This is a genomic window from Aeromicrobium sp. REDSEA-S32_B7 (genome assembly GCF_001626145.1).
Taxonomy (GTDB): domain Bacteria; phylum Actinomycetota; class Actinomycetes; order Propionibacteriales; family Nocardioidaceae; genus Aeromicrobium; species Aeromicrobium erythreum.
Map to the genome: position 1 here is coordinate 17,143 of NZ_LUNF01000035.1, position 18,837 is coordinate 35,979.

The following is an 18,837-nucleotide window of genomic DNA, read 5'->3' on the forward strand; positions in this document are numbered from 1 at the left end:
AGGTGTCACCCAAACTCTGCGCCGGGGCGGACGCCCCGGTGCGTCCACGAGCGAGGGAGACGCATGACCACCGAGACCGCGGGAGTCCAGGGGCCGACGGAGCTCCGGAGGGTCATGGGGCCGAAGCTCCTCCTCCTGTTCATCGTCGGTGACATCCTCGGTGCCGGCATCTACGCGGTGACAGGACAGATGGCCGGCAAGGTCGGCGGCCTCGTCTGGCTGCCGTTCCTGCTGGCGTTCGTCGTGGCCTCGATGACGGCGCTGTCGTACCTCGAGCTCGTCACCAAGTACCCGCAGGCGGCCGGTGCGGCGCTGTACGCGCACAAGGCGTTCGGCATCCACTTCGTGACCTTCCTCATCGCGTTCGCGGTGGTCTGCTCCGGCATCACGAGTGCGTCGACGTCGGCCAAGACCCTCGCCGACAACTTCACCGGCGGTCTCGACGTCAACGGCTGGACCGACGGGCCGGCCAGCAGCGGGACGATCGTCGCCATCGCGATGGCCTTCATGATCCTGCTGGCGATCATCAACCTGCGCGGTGTCGGCGAGAGCGTGAAGTTCAACGTGGTCCTGACCGTCGTCGAGCTGGCGGCGCTCTCCATCGTGATCGGCGTCGGCTTCTACGCGATGACGCAGAACGGCGCCGACCTGTCGGAGGTCGTGACCTTCCGCGACTACGAGGACCGCGGCCTGTTCCTGGCCGTCACCGCCGCGACGTCGATCGCCTTCTTCGCGATGGTCGGGTTCGAGGACGCCGTGAACATGGTCGAGGAGGTCAAGGAGCCGAACAGGATCTTCCCGCGGACCATGCTGACCGGCCTCGGCATCGCGGTGCTGCTGTACATGCTGGTGGCCGTCTCCGTCGTCACCGTGCTCACTGCACCCGAGCTCAAGGACATCTCCGACTCCGAGGGCCGCGCGCTCCTGGAGGTCGTCTCCAAGGGAGCGCCCGACTTCCCGATCGACCGCGTGTTCCCGTTCCTCGCCGTCTTCGCGGTGGCCAACACGGCCCTGATCAACATGCTCATGGCGAGCCGGCTGCTCTACGGCATGGCGAAGCAGGGCGTGCTTCCCCGCCAGCTCGGAGCGGTCCTGCCCGGTCGCCGCACGCCCTGGGTGGCCGTCGCGTTCAGCACGCTCCTCGCGCTCGGCCTGATCTTCTACGTCACGCGCGACGCCGAGAGCAACGTCGTGGCGAACCTCTCGAACGTCACCGCGTTCCTGCTGCTCTGCGTCTTCGCGGTGGTCAACGTCGCGTGCCTGATCCTGCGCCGCAACCCCGGCGACGCGAAGCCGAACCACTTCGTGTCCCCAGGGGTCCTGCCTGCGGTCGCCGCCGTGCTGTGCGTCTTCCTCGCCGGTCCCTGGGTCGAGCGGGACGGTCAGGTGTACGTCATCGCGGGCGTGCTCATGCTGATCGGCGTCGTGCTCTGGGCCATCACCTACGCGATCAACCTGATCACCGGCAGCGCGGACAGCGAGTTCGACGACGTCGAGAAGCTCGGTGACTGACTCCCCGCACTCGCTCGTCGTGGCCGGCTGGCTCCGCGTGGGGCCCGCCGACCGCGACGCCTACGTGGCCGCGTGCCGTCCCGTCGTGGAGCTGGCGCGCCGCACCGACGGCTGCCTCGCCTTCGCCCTGACGGCCGACAGCGTCGACCCCGGCCTCGTCATCGTCCACGAGCGCTGGCGCGACGAGGTCGCGCTGCTCGCCTTCCGTGCCCTGCCGGACGACGAGGAGGTCGAGCTCCCCGACGTGCTCGACGCCGACGTCCGCCGCTACCACGTGCAGGAGGAGGGCCCGACCTGAGCCGGACCCTCCTCCTCGACGCGCGCGGGACGCGCCCGCGGTACCGCTACTCCTTCGGCGCGCCGTGGTCGTCGTCGACCTTCTCGGGGTGCCGGCGGGAGTACCAGAGGCTGACGACGGTCGTCGTGCCGAGGATGACGACGATCGCGCCGAGGCTGGCGAGCGTCGGGATCTCGGGGACCTTCACGTGCTCGCCGCCGTTGATGAACGGCAGCTCGTTCTCGTGCAGCGCGTGGAGCAGCAGCTTGACGCCGATGAACGCGAGCAGCACCGCGAGGCCCTGCGACAGGAACACCAGACGCTTGAGCAGGTCGCCGAGCAGGAAGTAGAGCTGACGCAGACCCATGAGCGCGAACACGTTGGCCGTGAACACCAGGTACGGCTCCTTGGTGAGGCCGTAGATCGCCGGGATCGAGTCGAGCGCGAACAGCAGGTCGGTGGTGCCCAGCGCGATGATGACGAGCGCCATCGGGGTCAGCGCGCGGCGACCGTTCTCCTTCACGACGAGCTTGAGGCCGTCCCACTGCTCGGTGAGGTTGAAGCGACGACGGGCGAACCGGACGACCGCGTTCTCGCCGTCGTCGTCGTGGTCGGTGTCGCGGATCAGGTTGATCGCCGTGTAGATGAGGAAGGCGCCGAACAGGTAGAAGATCCACGAGAAGTTGTTGATCGCCACGGCACCGACGGCGATGAAGATCCCGCGGAACACCAGCGCGATGATGATGCCGACCAGCAGGGCCTCCTGCTGGTACTTCCGCGGCACCTTGAAGCTCGCCATGATGATGATGAAGATGAACAGGTTGTCGATCGACAGGCTGTACTCCGTCAGCCACCCGGCGAAGAACTCCACGCCGTACTGCGAGCCGTGGTAGCTGAAGGTCCAGATGCCGAAGGCCACCGCCAGCCCGACGTAGATGGCGAGGTAGGTGGCGCACTCCTTCATCGACGGCTCGTGCGGCTTGCGCGCCACGACGAACACGTCGAACAGGATGATGGCGATGGTCACCCCGACGGTGATGGACCACTCCAGGGTCGAGACGTTCACTCAGGTTCCTCCGGTCGACAGACGTGTACCGGAGGTCTCTTCCGCCCGCGGACCGCGGGCCCGCAGCACCGGAGGGTCAGGCGGACCCCCGTGATGACGACGCTGCAGCGAAGGAATACTCCCCTCCGCCGGACATTGTTGCAGCCGGCACCGGCCTGGCGCACGGCGCGGGTCGGGCGGCGAGGGAGCGAGGCGCGCTCAGGCCCGACGGTCGAGCTCGGCCGCCACCCGCGCCCGGAAGGCGTCGGCGTCGAGCGTGCTGCCCGGGTCCCACTTGCCCGCGAGGCTCGTCTCCGCGTGGTAGCGCACGTGGTCGGCGCCGTTGCCCAGTCGCGCGACGATGGCCGCCGCCGCGACGACGGAGGCGTCGAGCTGCGCCGTGGTCGGCTGCTGGGAGAACGGCTGCTGGGGTGCGTAGTCGATCTCGATGCCGACGTAGGAGACGTTGCCGTCGCCGCCCTCCACCGGGCCGCTCGCTCGGGCCTCGCCGGCATGGTTGGCGCGACCCGCGGAGATCACGTGGCAGGTGCCGTCGCGGGCGACGAGCACGTGGCACAGCGGACCGCGCAGCCCCGGACGACCGTCGCGCACGGTGGCGAGCGCCGGCTGCGGGTCCGCTCCCGTGGCGCGGAAGGCCGTGTGGTGCATCAGCACCCCGACCGGGTCGAACGCCCAGGGCCTCCCCCGTTGGAGCCACCCCGCGTCGCCCTGCACGCGCAGCCCCGCCGTGCGGAGCTCGTCGGCCAACCAGGTCAGCTGCACCCGCCGGCGTCCCGGGATCGGCAGGTCCCTGACGTACGGCATCCGGTCGAGCACGGCGAGACCACCGACGGCGAGCGTCGTGGCCACGGCCCCGCCGAGCAACATCCGACGGCCGACGGTCGCCGACGACGACGTCGGGCCGGTGGTCGGCTCCTCGTCGATCCGTGTCATCGGGCTGCTCTCGGTCCTGGTCCCGGCGGGACGTCTCAGGACGACGCTACGGGGCCCGACCCAGCCGCGCCGCCGACGTCGCCGCTCGCACTGCGGTCGGGGGCGCCGGTCCTACCGCGTCTCGACGTCGAGCGTGAAGGTGAGGGAGCGCGCCTGCAGCCAGCGGTGCCAGTCCGGGTGGGCGAAGGCGTCGGGCGGGGCGGTCTGCGGCTCGATGCAGACCGCGTGCTCGGGCTCGCTGTAGACCACCCACCAGGGTGCGTCGCTGGACAGCCGCAGCGTGAGCGCATCGCCCCAGCGCACGACCGGGTCGCGAGCGAGTCGGAAGCAGTCGTCCCACGGACCCTCGCGGGGTGCGACGAGTCGACCGGTGGGCAGGGCGCCGTCACGCTCGACCATCTCGAGGGGTGCGACGTCGACGTCGGCCCTCGTCCCGTCGGAGAGCGTGCGTCGGAACCACGGGTGCAGGCCGAACGACGCGCCCGGACCGGCGCCGTCCCAGGTGAGCGTGCAGACCAGCTGCCGCGGCGTGAGCGCGTAGCGGAGCGTGGCGCGCCCGCGGACCGGCCACGGGTCGCCCAGCTCGACGGAGAACGCCGCACCGTCGTCGGTCGCGTCGTCCTGCTGCCACACGGCGTCGAGACCGAGACCGTGCAGCGCGTTGCCGTCGCCGTCGAGCGGCAGGGCGTGACGCCGCCCGGCGTGCTCGAGCGTGCCGCCGCCGATCCGTCCCGCCCAGGGCACCATCGGGTAGCAGCCGCGCGAGATCGACGTCGGCACGCCGGGGACCTCCTGCGTGGAGAGGATCTCCTCCCCCGCGACGGTGAAGGACACGAGCCGGGCCCCGTGCGAGGGGTCGACCTCGATCGCGAGGTCACCCGCGGTGGCGCGGACGGTCACGCGTGCGCCTCGAGCATGCCGCGCAGCTCCTTCTTGAGCTCCCCGATCTCGTCGCGCAGCCGCGCCGCGACCTCGAACTGCAGGTCGGCCGCGGCCGTGTGCATCTGCTCGCTCAGCTGCTCGATGAGCGCGGCGAGGTCGGCCGAGGGCAGGTCGGCGAGGTCGGCCGTGTGCTGGCCGAGCGGCACGGGCGCACCGCGACGCTTGTGGTCGCCGGTGGCGGCGAGCAGCTTGGTCGTGTCGGCGTCCTCGCGGGCCAGGAGATCGGTGATGTCGCCGATCTTCTTGCGCAGGGGCTGGGGATCGATGCCGCGCTCGGTGTTGTAGGCGACCTGCCGCTCGCGCCGTCGGCTCGTCTCGTCGATGGCCAGCGCCATCGAGTCCGTGATCCGGTCGGCGTACATGATCACCTGGCCCGACACGTTGCGGGCGGCGCGACCGATCGTCTGGATGAGCGAGCGTCCGGAGCGCAGGAAGCCCTCCTTGTCGGCGTCGAGAATCGCCACCAGGCTCACCTCGGGCAGGTCGAGACCCTCGCGCAGCAGGTTGATGCCGACGAGCACGTCGTACTCGCCCATGCGCAGCTCACGCAGCAGCTCGACGCGACGCAGCGTGTCGACCTCGCTGTGCAGGTAACGCGTGCGGATGCCGGCCTCGAGCAGGTAGTCGGTGAGGTCCTCGGACATCTTCTTCGTGAGGGTGGTGACGAGCACCCGCTCGTTCTTCTCGACCCGGTCGCGGATCTGCGCCACGAGGTCGTCGATCTGGCCCCGCGTGGGCTTGACCAGCACCTCGGGGTCGACGAGGCCGGTGGGACGGATGATCTGCTCGACCACCTCGCCGCCGGTCTTCTCCATCTCGTAGTTGCCCGGCGTGGCCGAGAGGTAGACGGTCTGGCCGATGCGCTCGAGGAACTCGCTCCACGTGAGCGGACGGTTGTCCATGGCGCTGGGCAGCCGGAAGCCGTGCTCGACGAGCGTGCGCTTGCGCGACATGTCGCCCTCGTACATGGCGCCGATCTGCGGCACCGTCACGTGCGACTCGTCGAGGACGAGCACGAAGTCCTCCGGGAAGTAGTCGAGCAGGCAGTTGGGCGCCGAGCCCGGTGCACGACCGTCCATGTGGCGCGAGTAGTTCTCGATGCCGGAGCAGGTGCCGACCTGCTGCATCATCTCGATGTCGTAGGTGGTGCGCATGCGCAGCCGCTGTGCCTCGAGCAGGCTGCCCTGCGCCTCGAGCTCGGCCAGCCGGTCCTTGAGCTCGATCTCGATGCTCTCGATGGCCCGAGTCATGATGTCGGGCCCGACGGCGTAGTGGGTTGCTGCGCCGACGGCCAGCTCGGTGTCCTCGCTGATCACCTCGCCGGTGAGCGGGTGCAGTGTCATGAGCCGCTCGATCTCGTCGCCGAAGAACTCGATGCGGACGGCCATCTCCTGGTAGACCGGGAAGATCTCGAGCGTGTCGCCCTTGACCCGGAAGGTGCCGCGGGTCGGCGCGACGTCGTTGCGGACGTACTGGGCCTGCACGAGCGTGCGCAGGAGCTCCTCGCGTGGCTTCTCGTCGCCGACCTTGAAGCGGATCATCCGCTCCATGTACTCCTGCGCCGAGCCGAGGCCGTAGATGCACGAGACGGTCGCGACGACGATCACGTCGCGTCGGGTGAGCAGCGACCAGGTGGCGCTGTGGCGCAGCCGCTCGACCTCCTCGTTGATCGAGGAGTCCTTCTCGATGTAGGTGTCGCTCTGCGGGACGTACGCCTCGGGCTGGTAGTAGTCGTAGTAGGAGACGAAGTACTCCACGGCGTTGTTGGGGAGCAGCTCGCGCAGCTCGTTCGCGAACTGGGCGGCCAGCGTCTTGTTCGGCAGCATCACGAGCATGGGTCGCTGGAGCCGCTCGGCGAGCCAGGCCGTCGTGGCCGTCTTGCCCGTACCGGTCGCACCCATGAGCACGACGTCCTGCTCGCCGCCCTCGATCCGCTCCTGCAGCGCCTGGATGGCGGCAGGCTGGTCGCCCGCGGGCTGGTACTCGGAGACGACGGTGAAGGGGGCGACCTGGCGGCGCAGCTCGGACAAGGGCCTCATGTGCTCCACCGTACGACCCGCCACCGACAGTGGCGCGCCCGACGAGGTCCGGCCGGACGACCCGCCACGACGCACCGGGAGCGACGAGCCCCGCGTCGTCGAGCCTAGGATGGATCCATGTCTGTATCGGAGCCGGAGGCCGACTCGCCAGCACCCCCCGCGGTGCGTCCGCGGACGGCCGAGCGGCGGGCCGAGCGCTCGCGCGAGATCGTCGCCGCCACCCGCGCCCTGTTCGACGAGCGGGGCGTGCGCGAGGCGCAGATCGAGGACATCGCGCGGGCCGTCGGCATCAACCGGGCCATCATCTACCGGCACTTCTCCAGCAAGGAGGAGCTGTTCGCCGTCACGCTGCTCGGCTACCTCACCGAGCTCGACGCCGCACTCGCCCCCGGTGACGACCCCGACCTCGGCGCGGCCGAGCGGCTCGAGCTGCTCGTGCGGGCCTTCTTCGGCTACGGCCTCGAGCACCCGGCCTTCGTGGACTGCGCGCAGACGCTGCTGCGTCGCCGCGGCACCGAGCTGATGGAGGAGGTCAGCGAGGACGTCATGATCCGCCTCGGCACGGGCATGAGCGCCTGCCTCGGCCACGTCGTCGGCGTGCTGGAGGACGGCACCCGGACCGGCGACTTCGCCGTGGCCGACCCGCACCTGCTCGCCAACGTGCTCTACACGCAGGGCCTCGGCGCGCTGAACCTCGCCCACCTGCAGCTGTCGGTCCGCCGGCACATCTCGGGCCTGCCCGTGGTCGACCCGGTCGGCACCGACGACCTCCTGGCCCACCTGCTGCGTGGCGCGCTGGCCATGGCGCGCGGCGCCTGACTCACCCTCGGCACGCGAAGGACCCCCACGGCGCTGCCGTGGGGGTCCTTCGTTCGTGCGGGTCGTCGACGTCGGGACGTCGAGGGTCAGGCGCCCTCGAGGATCGCGACGACGCCCTGGCCGCCGGCGGCGCAGATCGAGATGAGGCCGCGGCTGCCCGCGCCCTTCTCGTGGAGCAGCTTCGCGAGGTTGGCCACGATGCGGGCTCCGGTGGCGGCGAACGGGTGGGCCGCGGCGAGCGAGGAGCCCTTGACGTTGAGCTTGCTGCGGTCGATCGAGCCGAGCGGCACGTCGAGGCCGAGCTTCTGCTGGCAGAAGTCGGCGTCCTCCCAGGCGGCCAGCGTCGACAGCACCTGGCCGGCGAACGCCTCGTGGATCTCGTAGTAGTCGAAGTCCTGCAGCGTCAGGCCGTTGCGGGCGAGCATGCGCGGGACGGCGTAGGCCGGAGCCATGAGCAGGCCCTCGGCGCCGCTGACGTAGTCGACGGCGGCCGTCTCGTAGTCGACGAAGTAGGCGCGCTTGGTCCAGCCGCGACGCTCCGCCTCCTCCTCCGAGGCGAGCAGCGCCACCGAGGCGCCGTCGGACAGCGGCGTGGAGTTGCCGGCCGTCATGGTCGCCTCGTCGCCGAGCTGCTTGCCGAAGACCGGCCGGAGCTTCGCCAGCTTCTCGACCGTGGAGTCGGGGCGCAGGTGGTTGTCCTTCGTGACGCCGTGGAACGGGGTGACGAGGTCGTCCTGCCAGCCCTCGTCCCAGGACTTCGCGAGGTTCTGGTGCGACCGCGCGGCGAGCTCGTCCTGCGCCTCGCGCGTGATGCCCCAGGCGTGCGTGGTGAGGGCCTGGTGGTCACCCATCGACAGGCCGGTGCGCGGCTCGGCGTTGCGGGGCTGGTCGGGCGCGAGGTAGGCCGGACGGACCTTGGCCAGGGCGGCGAGCCGGCCCTTGGTGTCCTTGGCGTTGTTGGCCTCGATGAGGATCTTGCGGAGCTTGTCGCCGATGGCCAGCGGGGCGTCCGACGTGGTGTCGGTGCCGCCGGCGATGCCGGACTCGATCTTGCCGAGCTGGATCTTGGCCGCGACCTGGAACGCGGCCTGCAGACCGGTGCCGCAGGCCTGCTGGATGTCCTCGGCGGGCGTCTCGGGCGACAGCGCGGAGCCGAGCACGACCTCGCGGGCGAGGTTGAAGTCGCGGCTGTGCTTGAGGACGGCGCCGGCGACGAACTCGCCGATGCGCTCGCCCTCGAGGCCGTAGCGGGCGACGAGGCCGTCGAGCGCCGCGGTGAGCATCTCCTGGTTGGAGACGTTCTGGTAGACGGTGTTCGACCGGGCGAACGGGATCCGGTTGCCGCCGACGACGACGACCTTGCGGATGCTCTGGCCGGACGAGGCCTCGGCCACTGCGCCGCTCGTCGCGGCGGGGGACGTCGAGGCCGGCGTCTTCTTGGCCGGGGCCTTCTTGGCGGCCGTCTTCTTCGCGGGGGTGTTCTCCGCCATGGCGCGGTGCTCCTTGCGCTTCGGGGTGGACGGGGTGGTCGGGTGGTGCCGAGCCACCGGGGTGGGTGCGACGATGGTGTCACGCGACGCGGTCCTCGGTCGCCTGCACGCCCGTGTGCGCCTCGCCACCCTCGGTGGACGTTGGTGTCACTCCAAGTTACAGTTTGGCTGCGAATCCAGATACCAATGGTATGCGAGAGATAGGACACACCCGGCGATGAGCGATCGTTACCAGGACCTGGCCCACAACCCGATCGGCAAGTTCCTCGTCAAGAACCTCGGACTGCCCAACCCTCCGTACCTGGAGCGCTACGAGGGCGGCCCGCTCGTCCAGGGCTCCGTGCTGACGGGCAGCGCCACGCAGGGCGACGTCGCGAAGGCCGTCACGGCCGCGCTGAAGGCGCTCAAGGTCGAGGCGACCGGCGTGCCCGCCCAGGGCAAGCGCTACAAGGGCCTCGTGTTCGACGCGACCGGCATCGCGGACGCGGCCGGCCTCGTCGCGCTGCAGCAGTTCTTCACGCCCGTGCTGCGCCAGCTCCAGGGCAGCGGCCGCGTCGTCGTGGTCGGGACCGTCCCCGAGGAGGCCGGCAGCGAGGGCGCCCGCGTCGCGCAGCGTGCCCTCGAGGGCTTCACCCGCTCCCTCGCCAAGGAGGTCGGTGGCGGCAGCACGGCGAACCTCGTCTACCTCGCCCCCGGCGCCGAGACGTCCCTCGCGTCGACGCTCGGCTTCTTCCTCTCTCCCAAGTCGGCCTACGTGTCCGGCCAGGTCGTGCGGATCGGCACCACGGGCATCACGTCGGTCACGGACCCGGTCGACCTCGAGAAGCCGCTGGCCGGCAAGGTCGCCCTCGTCACCGGCGCGTCGCGCGGTCTCGGCGAGGCCGACATGCGCACCCTCGCCCGTGACGGCGCCACCGTCATCGGCCTCGACGTCCCGCCCCTCGAGGCCGACCTCAAGGCCCTCGCCGACGAGCTCGGCGGCGGCTACATCGTCGGCGACATCACCGCCGAGGACGCCCCCGCCACGATCGCGGCGTACGTCAAGGAGAACTACGGCGCCGTCGACGTGGTGGTGCACAACGCGGGCATCACGCGCGACAAGCGCCTGCGGAACATGAAGCCCGAGAACTGGCAGCTCGTCGTCGACATCTCCGTCGGCGCCCCGCAGCGGATCACCGACGAGCTCCTGGCCCAGGGCCTCATCAACGAGGGCGGCACCGTCATCGGCATCGCGTCCATCGCCGGCATCGCGGGCAACAACGGCCAGACCAACTACGCCTCCGCGAAGGCGGGCGTCATCGGCTGGATCCAGGCGCTCGCCGAGCGCGTGGCCGGCGACGGCATCACGGCCAACGTCGTGGCCCCGGGCTTCATGGAGACCGAGATGGTCAAGACCATCCCGCTCGGCATCCGCGAGGCCGGCCGTCGCATGAACTCGATGTCGCAGGGCGGCCAGCCCGTCGACGTCGCCGAGGCCATCGCCTGGTTCGCCAACCCCGGTTCCGGCGCGGTGAGCGGCAACGTGCTCGGCGTCAACGGCCAGATGCTGCTGGGGGCGTCGTGACCACGAGGCAGTTCGAGGCGGCTCCGGCCACGCTGCCGCTCATGCTCAAGGCGGCCCTGCCGGCCCTGCCGGTCGTCGGATCGCTGCCCGGCGTCAAGCACGCGTCGGGCACCGTGCCCGACCTCGTGCTCGAGCGGCGCGGCGTCGGTACCGACCCGGCCCACCTGGAGCGCTACCTCGAGGTCTGCGCGTTCCCGCGCGCCGAGCACCTGCCGGTCACGTACCCGCACATGGCGGCCTTCGGGCTGCACATGGCGCTCATGACCGACACGTCGTTCCCGTTCGCGCCCATGGGCCTGGTGCACCTGCGCAACCGCATCACCCAGCACCGCCCGATCGGCCTCGACGAGACGTTCGACGTGTCCGTGCACGCCGCCGACCTGCGCCCGCACCCGAAGGGCCGCCTCGTCGACGTGCTCACCACCGTCACGGTCGGCGACGAGGTCGTCTGGGACGAGACCATGACGCTGTTCTCGCGGGGGCGCGGCGGCGACGCCGAGACCTCGACGCCGGTGCTCGACGGCGTCGAGGCGCCGCGAGGCGTCGTGCACTGGCGGCTCGCGGGCAACCTCGGACGCCGCTACGGCGCCGTCTCGGGCGACCGCAACCCCATCCACCTCTACCCCGTCACCGCGAAGGCGTTCGGCTTCCCGACCAACATCGCGCACGGGATGTGGACCAAGGCGCGCAGCCTGGCGGCCCTGCAGAACCGGCTGCCCGACGCGTTCACCGTCGACGTCGAGTTCAAGAAGCCGGTGCTGCTGCCGACGACCGTCGTCTTCGGGTCCGACGCGTCCGACGACGGCATCGTCTTCGGCGTCCGCGCGCAGAAGAAGGACGTGACGCACCTCGTCGGTCGGGTCAGCCACTGACGTCGTCACGGGCGTGACGTGATGCAGGTCTCGTCGTTGGTCCTCCCGGACCACCAGGAGGACCGATGACGAACCTGCTCACCCGCACCCTCGTGCTCGCCGTGTTCGCAGCGGCGACGTGCGCCGCGCTGACGGCCCCGGCGGGCGCGGCCACGGCGGTCCCGCCCGCCTCCGCGACATCCGTCACGGGCGCCGTCTCGGCGACGTCGGCGTGGAAGCCGCGGCCCGAGCAGTACCCGAGCACCGTCACCCAGCAGGACCTCGCGATCCGCACGTCCGACGGGACCGTGCTGCGCGGCAACCTCATGCGCCCCGTCGACGCCTCCGGACGGACGGTCACCCGACGGCTGCCGGTCGTCGTCACCATCACGGCCTACAACAAGAACGTCCAGTCCCAGGCCGGCGGCCTCCTGGGGACCGACCCGAGCTACCTGGTCAAGCGCGGCTACCTGCACCTCACGGTCGACGCCCGCGGCACCGGCAGCTCCGGCGGCACCTGGTGCGCGTTCTGCTCGCGCGAGGACCGCGACTTCGGGGAGGTCATGACCTGGGCCGCCGAGCAGCCGTGGAGCGACGGACGCACGGCCATGAACGGCCCCTCCTACATGGGCATCGCCCAGCTCTTCGCCGCCGCCGACCGGCCGAAGGGCCTGAAGGCCATCTTCCCCCAGGTGCCCGGCGCCGACGTGTACCGCGACGTGGTCGCCTCGGGCGGAGCGCTCGACGTCGGGTTCATCCCGCTCTGGCTCGGCCTGGTGAGCGGCACGTCGATCATCCCGCCGGCCCTCACCGCGACGGACCCCGGCACGGGCCTGGGCACCCTCGTGACCCACCTGCTCGGCAACGGCCTGTTCAGCAGCCAGCTCCTGCTCGCCGCCTTCACCGGCGGCGAGCCCGCCTACGACGGTGCCTTCTACACGCAGCGCTCGCCGCTGCAGGTCGCGTCACGGATCACCGTGCCCACGTTCTTCATCGCCGGGCAGTACGACCTCTTCCAGCGCGGCACCCCGCTCCTGTACGAGAACCTGCAGCGTCGGGGCGTCCCGACCCGCATGATCGTCGGCCCCTGGGACCACCTGCAGGGCTCGTCGGGCGCCGAGGTCGGCGACGCCGGCTACGGCAGCATCGAGCAGCTGCAGCTGCGCTGGTTCGACCACTACGTCAAGGGCCTCCCCGGCCAGCGGCTCGACGAGATCGCCGGTCTCAGCAGCTACGAGCAGGGCAGCGGTCGCTGGGTCCGCGGGACGTCGTGGATGCCGTCGACCCTCACCCCACGCACGTTCCGGCTCAGCGGCACCGCCACGACGGCCGGCGCGCCGGGCGGCCTCACCGCCGGGCCGCCGCGCAGCGGCAGCACGACCGTGCCGACCATCCCCGTGCAGGGTCTCTGCACGCGCTCGGCCAACCAGTGGACCGCGGGCATCCTGCGCCAGGCGCTGCCGGACCTGCCGTGCTTCACGAACAACTCCTTCAACGACACCCTCGGCCCCGTGTTCGAGACCGCGCCGCTCAAGGCCGACGTCGTGGTGCAGGGACCGCTGAACGCACGCCTCTACACCTCCTCCCCCGCCGGCGACGGCATGCTCTCGGTCACCGTCTCCGACGTCGCACCCGACGGCACGGTCTCGCGGCTCACCGGCGGCTGGCAGGTGCTCTCGCACCGCGCGCTCGACCGCTCACGCTCGCGCTACGTCGACGGGACGCTGGTGCAGCCGTACCACCCGTTCACGCGCGCGGCGCAGGCTCCGCTCGCCCCCGGCCAGGTCGCGCCGATCGACGTCGAGATCTTCCCCACCCGCGCCCGCATCCCCCAGGGACACCGGCTGCGCGTCTCGGTGCAGGGCTTCGACGCGCCGCACCTGCTGCCGACCATCGGCTCGCTCCTCCCGGCGCTCGTGCCGATGACGGTGCTCACCGGACCCCAGCACCCGTCGTCGCTGTCGTTCGGGACGCCGTGACGACCGGGGGCGTCAGTCGCGGGGCGTGACCCGTCGGATCAGGCCCTCCTGCGCGACGGTCGCGACGAGCGTACCGTCCTCGGCGAACACCCGGGCCGTGCTCAGTCCGCGCGCACCCGACGCCGACGGCGACGTCTGGTCGTACAGCAGCCACTCGTCGGCGCTGATCGGCCGGTGGAACCAGATCGTGTGGTCCAGCGACGCCGGCTGCACCCGCGGTGAGCTGATCAGCTCACCGTGCGGCAGCAGCGCGACGCCCAGCAGGCTGAAGTCGCTGATGTACACGAACGCCGCCGTGTGGATGATCCGCGACGCCGGCAGCGTGCCGTCGGCCCGGAACCACAGCCGCTGCACCGCCGGCACCGTCGCCCGCGTCGGGTCGTCGGCCGGGCGGTTGTCGCCGATGTAGCGCAGGTCGAACGACGACCACTCACGCTTCCACGACTCCACCTCCTGCGGGCGGACCTGGCGGATCACGTCGAGCAGCGGCACCGACTCCTCCGGCGACGGCACCTGCGGCATGACGTCCTGGTGGTCGAACCCGTCCTCCGTGCGCTGGAACGACGCCGTCATGTAGAAGATGTTCTCGCCGTGCTGACGCGCCGCGATCCGACGCGTCGTGAACGAGCCACCGTCGCGCACGTTCTCGACGTCGTACACGATCGGGATCGACGGGTCGCCGCCGAGCAGGAAGTACGCGTGCAACGAGTGGATGTGCCGGTCCTCCGGCACCGTCAGCTGGGCGGCCGTCACGGCCTGGGCCGCCACCTGGCCGCCGAAGACCCGCTTCAGGCTGGACCCCTCCGGCTGACCGCCACGGAAGAGGCCCACCTCGAGCGGTTCGAGGTCCAGCAGGGTCACGAGCTCGTCGAGGGATGCAGGCACGCGCAGATCCTACCGATCCGCGAGACCGCTCCGCGTCGGCGTGCGGGGGTGGAGAGCGGGCTCACACCGTGGTGCTTGCTTGCGTCGCGTCGTGACCGCGCGCGCTGCCTGCGCGGGTGACGGCTTGCTGCTGCGCTGCCTGCAAGGGGTTTCATCGTGCTGCTGCGCTGGCTCGGCTGGCGCTGTGTCTCGTCTCCGTGAGCGCCTCGACCGGGCGGCTGGCGATGGCGCTGGGCTGGGGTCTCGGGCTGCGGGTTCGGCACGGGGTGGACGCACGATGCTGCGTTGGGCCGCTGCTGGTCCCACACGTCTGCGTTGGCTACGGGATCCCGTCGTGAACGCAGGATCCTTGCGTCGCGCTGCCCGCCATCGGTGGATGCTGAACCGCAGGAGCGCTTCCAAGGGTCCAGATCCACCGATGGTGGGCGAGACCGCGTCAGTCCTGGTCGTCCTTGCGCTGACGGGCGAGGAACTGCTCGAACTGGTCGGCCAGCTCGTCGCCGCTGGGCAGGTCGCCGTCCTCGGCGAGGAGGGACTCGGCGGCGCCGCGGGTGAAGGCGTCGTACTGCTGCTCGAGGCCCGCGAGGACCTCGGCGCCGCCCTGGTCCTCGATCTGACGCTCGATGTCGGCCACCGTGGCGCCCTGCACGGCGCGCAGCGGGTCGAGGTCGAGGTCGAGGCCCGTGCGGTCGAGCACCGCCTCGAGCAGCGCGAGCGCCGCCGGCGGGTAGTCGACCTGGGTCAGGTAGTGCGGCACGTGCGCGACGTAGCCGGCGCTGTCGAGCCCGCGCTGGGTCAGCCGGTACTCCAGCAGCGACTGCGCCGACGACGGCACGCGCACCTCGGCCTGCCACAGGTTCGTGCGGTCGACGAGCTCCGGTCGCGAGCCGTGCGCCGTGATCATCGTGGGCCGCGTGTGCGGCACGCCCATCGGCACCGCCCCCAGGCCGAGGGTCAGGCTCACGTCGAGGTCCTCCACGACCTCCTGCACGCCGTCGACGAACGACTCCCACCGGAAGTCCGGCTCCGGACCCGTCAGCACCAGGTACGGCGTGCCCGACCGGTCGTGCTCGCGGACGACGTCGAGCCGCGGCTCGTCGTAGTCGACGTAGTGGTCCTGGCGGAACGTGATGAACGGACGCCGCGCGCGGTAGTCGTACAGCTCGTCGACGTCGAAGCTGCGCAGCACCTCGCCGCGCCCGGAGAGCAGGTGCTGCGCCGCGATGCGCGGCGCTCCGCCCGCGGTCAGGAACCCGTCGAGGGCATGGATGAGGACCGGGCCGTCGCCGGAGGGCGTCGGGTCGGTCGCGTCGTCTCGGTCACGTCGTGAGGGCCACTTCATCGTCAAGCCCTCAGACGTCCGCGTTGTTCCCGGTCAGTCGCAGCCAGGCGGCGTGCGTGTCGGCGGCCACGGCGTCCGGCGTGAGGCCGAGCCGCTCCAGGATGACCGGACGCTTCGCGTGGTCGAGGAACTCCTGGGCCACGCCGTGCACGCGGACAGGCACGTCGCTCTCGACGTCGCGCAGCGCCTGCGTGAACGCCGCCCCGACACCGCCGGTCCGGCCGTTGTCCTCGACCGTCACGACGAGGCGGTGCTCGGCGGCGAGCCCGACGACGGCGGGGTCGAACGGCTTGACCCAGCGCGGGTCGACGACCGTGACCCCCAACCCCTGCGCCGACAGCTGCTCCGCCGCCGCGAGGCAGGTGGGCACCATCGAGCCGACCGCGAGCACGAGGACGTCCTGGCGGTCGCCGCGGGCGAGCACGTCGCACGTGCCGACCGTGTCGATCGCCTCGACGTCGGCGGGCACGGCACCCTTCGCGAAGCGCACCACCGTGGGCGCGTCGTCGACGTCGACGGCCTCGCGCAGCAGCTCGCGCAGCCGTGCGCCGTCGCGCGGCGCGGCCAGGCGCAGCCGCGGCACGAGCTGCAGCATCGACATGTCCCACATGCCGTTGTGGCTCGCGCCGTCGTCGCCGGTGACGCCCGCGCGGTCGAGCACGAACGTGACGCCGCACCGGTGGAGGGCGACGTCGAGCAGCACACGGGGTAGAGCATCGCCGCGGTGATGCCGACGACGTCGGGGCGCTCGTCGGCGATCCGGACGACCTCGTCGCGGAAGACCGACGTCCACCCGGCCGGCGCGACCGAGACGGCGTCGCCCGTCGTCCGGTCGAACTGCGGGGCCTGGTGCATCTGGTCGTTCTCGTTCGCGACGGCGATGTCGTAGCCCTGGCCCTTGGTGGTCAGGACGTGCACGAGCACGGGACCGCCGAAGCGCTTGGCGTGCGCGAGGGCGGACTCGACGGCTTTGCGGTCGTGCCCGTCGACGGGGCCGACGTACTTGAGGCCGAGGTCCTCGAACATGCCCTGCGGCGCGAGGACGTCCTTCAGGCCCTTCTTGATGGCGTGCAGGGCGTCGTAGGCGGCCGGGCCGACCGAGCCGCCGCGGTTCAGCCGCTCGCGGATCGCGCCGAGCGCCGGCTCGTAGCGCGGGTTGGTGCGGATGTCGGTGAGCCGGTTGGCGAGTCCGCCGACCGTCGGCTGGTAGGAGCGCCCGTTGTCGTTGACGACGATGACGACGCGACGGTCCTGCGAGGCGGCGATGTTGTTGATGGCCTCCCAGGCCATGCCGCCCGTCATGGCGCCGTCGCCGATCACCGCGACGACGTGGTCGTCGCGTCCCAGCACCTGGTTGGCCCGCGCCATGCCCTCGGCGTAGGACAGGCTGGTGGACGCGTGGCTGTTCTCGACCCAGTCGTGCTCGGACTCCGCCCGGCTCGGGTAGCCGGACAGGCCACCCTCCTGGCGCAGGGTGTCGAAGTCGCCGGCGCGTCCGGTGACCATCTTGTGCACGTAGGCCTGGTGGCCGGTGTCCCACACGATGCGGTCGCGCGGGGAGTCGAAGACCCGGTGCAGCGCGAGCGTCAGCTCGACGACGCCGAGGTTCGGGCCCAGGTGCCCGGCGTGCGCCGCGACGGCGTCGATCGTGCGCTCACGGATCTCGTGGGCGAGCGTCTCGAGGTCGGCGTCGGACATCGCCCGCAGGTCCGCGGGGCCGGTGATCTCGTCGAGCAACGCCATTCGGTCAGTCTAGCCAGCGCACCTCACGCACGCCGGGCACCACCGTCAGGTGCGGTAGCGACCGCGCAGGTGCATCAGGGCGGGTCCGTCGCGCAGGTCGACGTCGTCGACGGTGCCGCGCAGCAGCAGGCTCCACCCCTCGTGCCCGGGCTCGACGTCGTCGAGGCTGACGCCGACGCAGGCGACGGCGTCGTCGAGGCACGGTCCCCAAGGACCGTCGCTCCACGACCCGAGCGTGAACGGGCCGCCGGGAGCCGGCGCCGTCCCCGCGAAGGCGTCGGCGAGGTAGGCGTGGTCCGCCCCGAGCACGTTCACGCTCACGCGCTCGGGGCGGGCGTCCCAGAGGTCCGACTCCTCGTCGACCAGCGCCAGCACGCGAGCCGGGTCGCCCGCGGCGAGCAGGAAGGAGGAGACGGTCAGCCCGACCCTGCTCCGCCCCTCGCCGGCCGCCCAGACCGTGACGGCCGCCGGCAGACGACCGCGCAGGCGTCGGAGCACGTCGCGCTCCCCCTCGGGCGGCACGAACGGGTGCTCGTCGTGGATCGTCACGTCGTCAGCCTAGGCAGCTCCGGACCTCGCGGCAGCGCGGCGGGCGTCCCCGAGCACGGTCACCGGGCCGCGAACGTCCGCGCGCCGGGGACCCCACGGTCCTGGACGAGGTTCAGCGCCGGCACGCGGTCCTCCACGACGAACGTGGCCCGCGTGAACGCCTCCGCGCCCGGGGTCCGCACCTGGGGCAGGCAGCGGAACTCGGCCGTCAGGTCGTCGGGCGTGATGCGGGTGCGCACGTAGCCGCGGAGGTTGTTCTGCAGCTTCAGGTGCGGGTTCCACCGCAGCCACGGGTGCGCCGTCACGGCGCTGTCGGCGCCGTTGCCGCCCGACGTGACCGACGAGCACACGAGCTCGGTGCCGACGCTGCGCGACGTCGGGTCGTCGTAGTCGAGCTTCAGCTCCGAGGCCCAGTGGGCGTGCACGTCGCCGGTGAGCACCACGGGGTTGCGGACCTGCGCGTCGACCCAGCCGCGCGTGATGCGGTCTCGCGACGCCTGGTAGCCGTCCCAGGCGTCCATCGACACCGTCTTGACCGGACCGTCGGTGCTGTCGCGCTGGGCGAAGAACACCTGCTGGCCGATGACGTCCCAGCGGGCCCGCGAGCGGCGGAACCCGTCGAGCAGCCAGCGCTCCTGCGCGGGTCCGACGATGCTGCGGCTCGGGTCGACGGCCGCCGGGCAGTCGGCCCGGTAGCCGTCGCCGCAGCCCTGGTCGTCGCGGAACTGGCGCGTGTCGAGCATGTGGAACGACGCGAGCGCACCCCAGTGCAGCCGACGGAAGAGCTGCAGGTGGTCCCCCCGCGGGATCGACGAGCGGCGCAGCGGCATGTTCTCGAAGTAGGCC

Annotated in this window: 16 protein-coding genes and 1 pseudogene; 6 read left to right on the top strand and 11 right to left on the bottom strand. The window is 71.5% G+C overall.

All coding sequences use genetic code 11. From position 1 onward, the window contains the following. Window positions 1-63: 63 nt before the first annotated feature. Window positions 64-1,512 (top strand): APC family permease, encoded by a 1,449-nt coding sequence (locus tag A6Q79_RS02450; RefSeq protein ID WP_067857735.1) that lies wholly within the window; start codon window positions 64-66, stop codon window positions 1,510-1,512. Beyond that, complete coding sequence (locus tag A6Q79_RS02455; protein ID WP_286689748.1) at window positions 1,505-1,810, top strand: putative quinol monooxygenase; 306 nt, start codon at window positions 1,505-1,507, stop codon at window positions 1,808-1,810. The genes A6Q79_RS02450 and A6Q79_RS02455 overlap by 8 nt, the downstream gene beginning before the upstream one ends. Window positions 1,811-1,856: 46 nt before the next feature. Here A6Q79_RS02455 and A6Q79_RS02460 read toward each other — a convergent pair whose 3' ends face one another. The 4 genes from A6Q79_RS02460 to uvrB form a co-directional block, all read right to left on the bottom strand. Further along, window positions 1,857-2,855, bottom strand: coding sequence for a TerC family protein (locus tag A6Q79_RS02460; protein ID WP_067857741.1), 999 nt, complete (start codon window positions 2,853-2,855; stop codon window positions 1,857-1,859). Window positions 2,856-3,053: 198 nt separating this feature from the next. After that, window positions 3,054-3,788, bottom strand: a complete 735-nt coding sequence (locus tag A6Q79_RS02465; RefSeq protein ID WP_067857744.1) for an N-acetylmuramoyl-L-alanine amidase — start codon at window positions 3,786-3,788, stop codon at window positions 3,054-3,056. Between the two features lie 111 nt (window positions 3,789-3,899). Further along, window positions 3,900-4,688 (bottom strand): aldose 1-epimerase, encoded by a 789-nt coding sequence (locus A6Q79_RS02470; protein ID WP_067857747.1) that lies wholly within the window; start codon window positions 4,686-4,688, stop codon window positions 3,900-3,902. Next, complete coding sequence (gene uvrB, locus A6Q79_RS02475; protein ID WP_286689747.1) at window positions 4,685-6,769, bottom strand: excinuclease ABC subunit UvrB; 2,085 nt, start codon at window positions 6,767-6,769, stop codon at window positions 4,685-4,687. The genes A6Q79_RS02470 and uvrB overlap by 4 nt, the downstream gene beginning before the upstream one ends. A gap of 117 nt (window positions 6,770-6,886) precedes the next feature. Here uvrB and A6Q79_RS02480 point away from each other — a divergent pair, with 117 nt between their 5' ends. After that, window positions 6,887-7,588 (top strand): TetR/AcrR family transcriptional regulator, encoded by a 702-nt coding sequence (locus A6Q79_RS02480; protein WP_067857753.1) that lies wholly within the window; start codon window positions 6,887-6,889, stop codon window positions 7,586-7,588. A gap of 86 nt (window positions 7,589-7,674) precedes the next feature. Here A6Q79_RS02480 and A6Q79_RS02485 read toward each other — a convergent pair whose 3' ends face one another. Continuing rightward, window positions 7,675-9,078, bottom strand: coding sequence for an acetyl-CoA C-acetyltransferase (locus A6Q79_RS02485; protein ID WP_286689746.1), 1,404 nt, complete (start codon window positions 9,076-9,078; stop codon window positions 7,675-7,677). Between the two features lie 217 nt (window positions 9,079-9,295). On the opposite strand from A6Q79_RS02485, the gene A6Q79_RS02490 reads away from it, so the two are divergent. The 3 genes from A6Q79_RS02490 to A6Q79_RS02500 all read left to right on the top strand — a co-directional run bounded on the left by A6Q79_RS02490 (window position 9,296) and on the right by A6Q79_RS02500 (window position 13,472). Further along, a complete protein-coding gene (locus tag A6Q79_RS02490) occupies window positions 9,296-10,642 on the top strand; it encodes a 3-oxoacyl-ACP reductase (RefSeq protein WP_067857756.1) in 1,347 nt (448 codons plus the stop codon). Continuing rightward, window positions 10,639-11,514, top strand: a complete 876-nt coding sequence (locus A6Q79_RS02495; RefSeq protein ID WP_202967654.1) for a MaoC/PaaZ C-terminal domain-containing protein — start codon at window positions 10,639-10,641, stop codon at window positions 11,512-11,514. The genes A6Q79_RS02490 and A6Q79_RS02495 overlap by 4 nt, the downstream gene beginning before the upstream one ends. Window positions 11,515-11,579: 65 nt before the next feature. Beyond that, a complete protein-coding gene (locus A6Q79_RS02500; protein WP_286689745.1) occupies window positions 11,580-13,472 on the top strand; it encodes a CocE/NonD family hydrolase in 1,893 nt (630 codons plus the stop codon). 12 nt (window positions 13,473-13,484) lie between these two features. Here A6Q79_RS02500 and A6Q79_RS02505 read toward each other — a convergent pair whose 3' ends face one another. From A6Q79_RS02505 to A6Q79_RS02530, 6 genes and pseudogenes are all read right to left on the bottom strand, one after another. Further along, window positions 13,485-14,357, bottom strand: a complete 873-nt coding sequence (locus tag A6Q79_RS02505; protein ID WP_067857762.1) for an acyl-CoA thioesterase II — start codon at window positions 14,355-14,357, stop codon at window positions 13,485-13,487. A 436-nt stretch (window positions 14,358-14,793) separates the two neighbouring features. Beyond that, complete coding sequence (locus A6Q79_RS02510; protein WP_067857765.1) at window positions 14,794-15,699, bottom strand: PAC2 family protein; 906 nt, start codon at window positions 15,697-15,699, stop codon at window positions 14,794-14,796. A 10-nt stretch (window positions 15,700-15,709) separates the two neighbouring features. Then, window positions 15,710-16,492: a transketolase C-terminal domain-containing protein gene (locus A6Q79_RS02515; protein ID WP_317695981.1), complete on the bottom strand. Its 783-nt coding sequence runs from the start codon at window positions 16,490-16,492 to the stop codon at window positions 15,710-15,712. Between the two features lie 170 nt (window positions 16,493-16,662). Next, window positions 16,663-17,442: pseudogene (locus tag A6Q79_RS02520) on the bottom strand (1-deoxy-D-xylulose-5-phosphate synthase N-terminal domain-containing protein); the annotation flags it as partial. A 45-nt stretch (window positions 17,443-17,487) separates the two neighbouring features. After that, entirely contained in the window at window positions 17,488-17,991 is a 504-nt protein-coding gene (locus tag A6Q79_RS02525; protein WP_286689744.1) for a flavin reductase family protein, read from the bottom strand. 59 nt (window positions 17,992-18,050) lie between these two features. Continuing rightward, the coding region (locus tag A6Q79_RS02530) for an alkaline phosphatase D family protein (protein WP_317695978.1) at window positions 18,051-18,837 on the bottom strand (787 nt) is incomplete at its 5' end.